Source organism: Sulfobacillus harzensis (assembly GCF_012933365.1).
GTDB classification, from domain to species: Bacteria; Bacillota; Sulfobacillia; order Sulfobacillales; family Sulfobacillaceae; genus Sulfobacillus_B; species Sulfobacillus_B harzensis.
The window spans coordinates 1-5,561 of the sequence record NZ_JABBVZ010000156.1 but is presented as its reverse complement, the minus strand read 5'-3'; the positions used below and the strand labels follow the sequence as shown (position 1 = coordinate 5,561).

7 protein-coding genes are annotated in these 5,561 nt (G+C 56.0%); 6 read left to right on the top strand and 1 reads right to left on the bottom strand.

The window, feature by feature from the left end; translation table 11 throughout:
• Positions 1–204 precede the first annotated feature (204 nt).
• The 6 genes from HIJ39_RS21175 (at position 205) to HIJ39_RS25310 (ending at position 4,675) form a co-directional block, all read left to right on the top strand.
• Positions 205–834, top strand: a complete 630-nt coding sequence (locus tag HIJ39_RS21175; protein WP_169103029.1) for a cytochrome b N-terminal domain-containing protein — start codon at positions 205–207, stop codon at positions 832–834.
• A gap of 2 nt (positions 835–836) precedes the next feature.
• Positions 837–1,820 (top strand): cytochrome B6, encoded by a 984-nt coding sequence (locus HIJ39_RS21170; protein WP_169103028.1) that lies wholly within the window; start codon positions 837–839, stop codon positions 1,818–1,820.
• Entirely contained in the window at positions 1,810–2,010 is a 201-nt protein-coding gene (locus tag HIJ39_RS21165; RefSeq protein WP_243239884.1) for a hypothetical protein, read from the top strand. Before HIJ39_RS21170 ends, HIJ39_RS21165 begins: the two co-directional genes overlap by 11 nt.
• A 113-nt stretch (positions 2,011–2,123) precedes the next feature.
• Positions 2,124–2,525 carry a hypothetical protein gene (locus tag HIJ39_RS21160; protein WP_169103026.1) on the top strand — a complete coding sequence of 134 codons (402 nt, stop codon included), beginning with the start codon at positions 2,124–2,126 and terminating at the stop codon, positions 2,523–2,525.
• A 495-nt stretch (positions 2,526–3,020) separates the two neighbouring features.
• Positions 3,021–4,196: a formate-dependent phosphoribosylglycinamide formyltransferase gene (gene purT, locus HIJ39_RS21155; protein WP_169103025.1), complete on the top strand. Its 1,176-nt coding sequence runs from the start codon at positions 3,021–3,023 to the stop codon at positions 4,194–4,196.
• A gap of 254 nt (positions 4,197–4,450) precedes the next feature.
• Positions 4,451–4,675, top strand: a complete 225-nt coding sequence (locus tag HIJ39_RS25310; protein ID WP_420824589.1) for a homing endonuclease associated repeat-containing protein — start codon at positions 4,451–4,453, stop codon at positions 4,673–4,675.
• Positions 4,676–5,034: 359 nt separating this feature from the next.
• Here HIJ39_RS25310 and HIJ39_RS21150 read toward each other — a convergent pair whose 3' ends face one another.
• On the bottom strand, positions 5,035–5,349 hold the full coding sequence (locus tag HIJ39_RS21150) for a hypothetical protein (protein ID WP_169103024.1): 315 nt from the start codon (positions 5,347–5,349) through the stop codon (positions 5,035–5,037).
• Positions 5,350–5,561: the final 212 nt, after the last annotated feature.

Sequence of the window (5,561 nt, the reverse complement as noted above, 5' to 3'; positions counted from 1 at the left end):
ACCACCGCTACATGTGTTGTAGTTGCGTCAGTTCAGGCCCTAAATACGGTACAACAAATCTTTTTTCAAGGGAGGTGCGCTGATGTCCCCGGGATCAGGAAATTTCATTGTTGAAGGTCTCATGTTGGTAGTGTTCGTCGTCGCCTTACTGTGGCCCCGCCGTCATCATCGTTAATCGGCCGGTGCACCTAGATTCGAAAGGAAGTGGTCCTCTTGGCGAACTGGACTCTAACATCCAAAAAGATGTTGTCTGAAGTCCTATCGGCCGAAACTTGGCTGCCTTCGGAAATGCCCGAGTACGCCCAAGGTTTCATGTACATGTTGGGTTCGCTCACCGCATCAAGTTTCGTCGTCTTAGTTATTTCCGGCGTTCTCATGGTCATGAATGGTCCCGACACATGGTCCTACAACGGCGCCATGCGTTTTGTTGCCGCGACTCATTTTTGGGCCGTTCAAGCCTTCTTCTTCTTTATGATGTTGCATCTCTGGCGGGTATTTTTTACCGGCGCTTGGCGCGGTGGACGCGGAGCCACATGGCTTTTGGGAGCCATTGCGCTGCTGATTGCAATCCCCACCGCATTTACCGGCTTCCTCATTAACGGTGACCTCTATTCCCAATGGAACGCCGTGCAGGCCAAGGACGGCTTGAACGCATTAGGGTTGGGATGGGTCAACTTGACGAACTCGGGACAGATGTTCGGCATGCACGTTGTGGTCTTGCCGCTGGTGCTGACTGCCGTCATCGGGCTGCACATCACGCGTGTTCGCATGAAGAGCGTTGTCCCTCCCTATCCGGATGCCAAGTCGGATAGCGCGAAAGGAACGGTGAAATAGTCATGAGTATCAAACTCCACGATGACGTAGTGAAAAACTATCGTATGGTGCCAGAAGACTTCGTCAAGCACCTGTTCACCACCCTTGGCATTGTCATAGCGGCGGTTCTCTTGGCCTCCATCTTCTTCGGGGTTCCGGAAAAGCAGCCGTTGACCATCCAGCACTATGCACAAACCAATCCGATTGGATTTGAACAAGTGGCCCTTAACGCCTTGGATGGGAAAGGCCGAATCGCCAATTACGGACCGCCGTACAACAACGGTACGGGCAACGTCGAAAGCCCGATCCAAAAGGCAGTAGGCGTGTTGCATCCTGTGAATACCGCCCAAGATTTCATTTTGAAGCCCCTATCCATGGCAGCGACGGTCAACCCCGGCTTTGGCCCGACGCTCAATGCGTTTGAGTCGGCCTCGGCGAAAACCCAGAGCACTTGGGAGACCAACTACAACACCGCGTTGGCCAAAGCCCACGTGGTTAATGGCAAGGTCGTCGTGCCGTCCGGCAACTATGGACCAGTGCCGCAGTTGATGAGCGAGGGGCTGGCTTTGGGCAAGAGTGGATTGTACTCTGGAGCCTTGATTCGCAATCCGAAAGTGGTTACGCGCTTTGACAACCAGAATTACTTGCTGTTCCTTCAAGGCGCGCCCTTGCATCAAGCCGCGACTCCGTTGCAGCTGTTGGGCGAACAGTGGGGAATTGCCCACCCGGCGGTGGCTGGATATCCAGCTGCTTGGTGGATGACCATTCCGACTTGGATTTACCAGTGGGGATTTGTTGCCAACTCGCCGGCTGCGGATGCCGTGGCGCTCGCCATCGGATTTCTCTTCTGGCTGGCTCTGGCGCTCACGCCATGGATTCCCGGATGGAACAAGCTCCCGCGTTATCTCGGCGTCCACAAGCTGATTTGGAAGAACTTCTATAACCGTGAGCCCGCGGACACCCCGCCCGCGCTGACTGTCAAGGGAGATGAACAGAATGCGTTCTAAGTCAATATGGTCCATGATTCGGATGGTGTTGGGAAGCATTCTTGGGATCATCGGATTCGGCACATTGAGCATGGGATTCGTTGGCCTCAACGGAGCGCAGATGGGACTTGGGGTGTTCGAAATACTGTTGGGCGTATTCCTCGCCCTCGGCGCCTTGTCTCCCATGCGCAAGGCTTCCCATCAGCATTAAGGTCTAGATAAGAAGGAAACCAGGAAGACGGTCGACGAGACCCGTCTTCCTTTTGAATTAGGACTTCGCCTCATGGTTTGGTAAAATTATGGCAAAACTACGAGGAGCGTGCCATGGATTCCGCACTCTTGTGGATTCACATTTTAGCGGCGATTATCGGTTTTATCATCTCCGGCGTCGTGGCCGGATGGACTCTTAAACAGGCCAAGCCCGAAGCTTTATCCCCCGCTTTTTGGCGCTGGCAACGGGTTGCTCAATGGATTACCGTCATTTTAGGAGCGGCCGGGGTTGCCCTCTATCTTACCGGCAAACGCCCGACGGACCCCCTTCATCTCCTGTACGGCGCGTTAGCGCTCTTAGCCATCATCCTATTAGCGGCATTTGGCCCTGACCGTGACCCACGCGAGTTTCTCCAGGGATGGAACGTCAACCCCAAATGGATTTTGTTTGCTCTCAACGTGTTTCTATGGGCTATGTATGGGCGAGGACTCACCACCGGATTCTTCGGTTTCTGAAATCATTACTCAGCGAAATAGGGCGTTATCTCGAAAGGTCGATAGGCTATTCTTAAACGGTATTGAGATGACCGTGCGGGCTCGGGCGCTTCATGAATTCATGATAACTTCCCCGGGGCTTTGGGTGGCCTCCCAGAAAGTCTCGTGGCTTCAGACGCGCCGGAGGTACGCGGCACATTCTTAAGGCCTGTGCGGCGGGAAGGGTACAGCGGTCGATGACGAGTTCGGTGGGCGCTTGACGCGAGGAACGACCACTTAGGATGGCGGCGGGTGGCTAAGCATCCATCTCCGTTTTCAAAAGCGTAAACTTCCGTCATCAGCGCGTACAGGACAAGGTCCCGATCCGGTGTGAAATCGATGCGGGCGGCAATGACACCCTCGTCATCACCCCGCATCCCGGTCGCACCAATACATGAGAAATGTCGCCCCATCTGCCGCTGACGCAGTTGATGGAGCATACTAAGCAACGACACTTTGAGAGACAGGAGGCTCTCCATGGCGTATTCACCCCCGGGATCCGAGGGCGCACACAAGATTCTTCTCTTGGGAGCCGGTGAATTAGGCAAGGAAATCGTGATTGAGGCACAAAGGCTGGGCGTTGAAACCATTGCCGTGGATCGCTATGCTGGCTCACCTGGTATGCAGGTGGCGCATCGTTCGCACGTCATCAACATGCTGGATCCCGATGCGTTGAAGGCCCTCATTCGGGAAGAATCGCCCGATGTAGTGGTACCGGAGGTTGAGGCAATCGCAACCTCCGCGTTGGAGGAACTGGAGGCCGAAGGACTGCGCGTCATCCCCACCGCCCGCGCAGCGCGCCTTACCATGGATCGGGAGGGCATTCGCCGATTTGCGGCAGAGGAACTCGGCGTTCCTACTGCGGGATATCAATTCGCCAACAACTGGGAGGAACTGCAGGAGGCCGCCCATGCGTTGGGATTTCCCGTCGTGGTGAAACCGCTGATGAGCTCATCCGGGAAGGGACCAAGCATTGCCCATAGCCAGGATGAGCTTCGCCAAGCGTGGGATTATGCTGTCTCGGGCGGACGAGTGCAAAACACGCGTGTCATTGCCGAGGAATTCATCCCGTTCGACTTTGAAATTACCCTTCTTACGGTACGAACGGTGTCGGGCACCCTCTTTTGTCCCCCGATTGGCCATGTGCAGAAGTCGGGCGATTATGTGGAATCGTGGCAACCGCAATGCCTGTCGCCGGTCGTGCAGGACAAGGCGGAAGCCATTGCCCGGACAGTGACTGATGGCTTGGGCGGACTCGGCATTTTTGGCGTGGAGCTCTTTGTGCAAGGCGACCGCGTCTATTTCAGCGAAGTGTCCCCACGTCCGCACGATACTGGACTGGTCAGTTTGGTGTCACAGAATCTCTCCGAGTTCGCGCTGCATGTGCGGGCCATTCTCGGCTTTCCCATTCCGGAAATCGTCCTGAATCGGCCCAGCGCTAGTCGTGCACTCAAGTCTCCCATCGCCGGTGTCTACTACATTGATGGAATCGGCGAGGCGTTGGCGGTGCCGATGACGCAAATGCGCCTTTTTGGGAAGCCCGAGTCTACCCTTGGCAGGCGGCTTGGCGTAGTGCTCAGTTCAGCCGATACCGTGGAGGAGGCCCGGGACCGCGCGGCCAAAGCGCTCTCCCATCTCACCATCCACTCGTAAGCGGTCCGCCATCGACGAGGAAAAGGGGGCTGCCAAAACGGGGCCCTTTCGTCTTTTCGGAGCAAAAAACCAAGTCCAAACGGAATGGGCCTTCCAAGCGTCGGACACCACCTCCCAAAGCAAGCAACGCTCGGTCACTACAGGCACTGCAGCAGCAGAACGCCTCCCTTCTCGCTGCCGGACGCCGCCATTTCGGATCGCGGGGCGAGGTAGTGAAGGCTGCTCAGCCAGCTCCATGAAGCCGCCATGGTGCCATGACCCACCTGCGTGGGTTAGTGACCTGCGAGAGGATTTTGGCGGAGATTCATCGTCATGCACAACAAGGCCATTCATTATATGCCCGTGCAATACAAGCACGAGACAATCGTTTGGTGTCGGCCGCAACCTATCGTTTCGGATCTTGGGCTAAGGCGCTCGGGGCAGCTGGGTTCGATTCTGAGACTCTCCGCGGAAAGGTCACGGGACCTGCGCTCGCATAGTCCAAGCCATCTTGCAGTTCGCGCAGCAGTGCGGCGTAAAGATTATGGCTATACCGGACAGCCGAGGCTACTCGGCAGTCAGCAGAACGCCGTGAATCCGACACGATTGCAACCGTCTCTTTTTCCCGGCCAATGACCGCCGCAGCGCCCACAATACCAATCTCGTCACTGTACCGAAGCGCCGAGATCAGGAATCCCCTGAAAAACTATCTGTGTCGCGATGGACCGGAGACCGCTTTCGCCTGGGCAGGCCGGCCCAAGTATGGTACTTAACCGGTCACCGAGACACCGAAGGCACCCCATAATCGGGGCGCCTATATTCTCTGTCCAGTTGGTTAAGATAAATGTCCCTCGAGTCTTTAGGATGCGCATTGCAACCGTGTCATGTCCCTCGCCACGGCCCATGCGGTTTTGACACAGTCAGAAAGTCCCAAACCACCGACCGTGGGCCCCACCAGATACAGTCCCGGACTCTGGGGAATTTCCCTTGGAAGCCTTAGCCCCTCGGGAATGTGGGGTAACGCTTGATTCCAGCGGCGCAGGGTGATAAACCGGGGCAGGCTATGAATTTGCAAGACGTCGGCCATCGCTTCCGCATGCTTCGCGAGCAATTGGTCGTCTGTCCACAAAGACGGCGTTGGACGGGGGCCCCAAAAACTCCGCAGCACCACCATCCTCTCCGTCCCGGGGTAGGGCCATTTCACATTTAGCAGCGTGCATGCTGTAAGCGGTAAATTCGAGCGCGGCTCTACCGTGAACCCGCTATGGGCCAACAAGTCTGAGCGTTCGACGGCCCGGGCATCGTAAATCGTCCGGGTAATGTTCTATCTTGTTGTCAAGCAATTTCCTGATGATTACACTCCAAAGTAGGCGTTGAGATAGTCTA

Bases quoted from the DNA above. Each gene is read 5' to 3' on its own strand.
- purT (WP_169103025.1), top strand. From the start codon at position 3,021: ATGGCGTATTCACCCCCGGGATCCGAGGGCGCACACAAGATTCTTCTC.
- HIJ39_RS25310 (WP_420824589.1), top strand. From the start codon at position 4,451: ATGACCCACCTGCGTGGGTTAGTGACCTGCGAGAGGATTTTGGCGGAG.
- HIJ39_RS21160 (WP_169103026.1), top strand. From the start codon at position 2,124: ATGGATTCCGCACTCTTGTGGATTCACATTTTAGCGGCGATTATCGGT.
- HIJ39_RS21150 (WP_169103024.1), bottom strand. From the start codon at position 5,349: ATGGTGGTGCTGCGGAGTTTTTGGGGCCCCCGTCCAACGCCGTCTTTG.
- HIJ39_RS21165 (WP_243239884.1), top strand. From the start codon at position 1,810: ATGCGTTCTAAGTCAATATGGTCCATGATTCGGATGGTGTTGGGAAGC.
- HIJ39_RS21170 (WP_169103028.1), top strand. From the start codon at position 837: ATGAGTATCAAACTCCACGATGACGTAGTGAAAAACTATCGTATGGTG.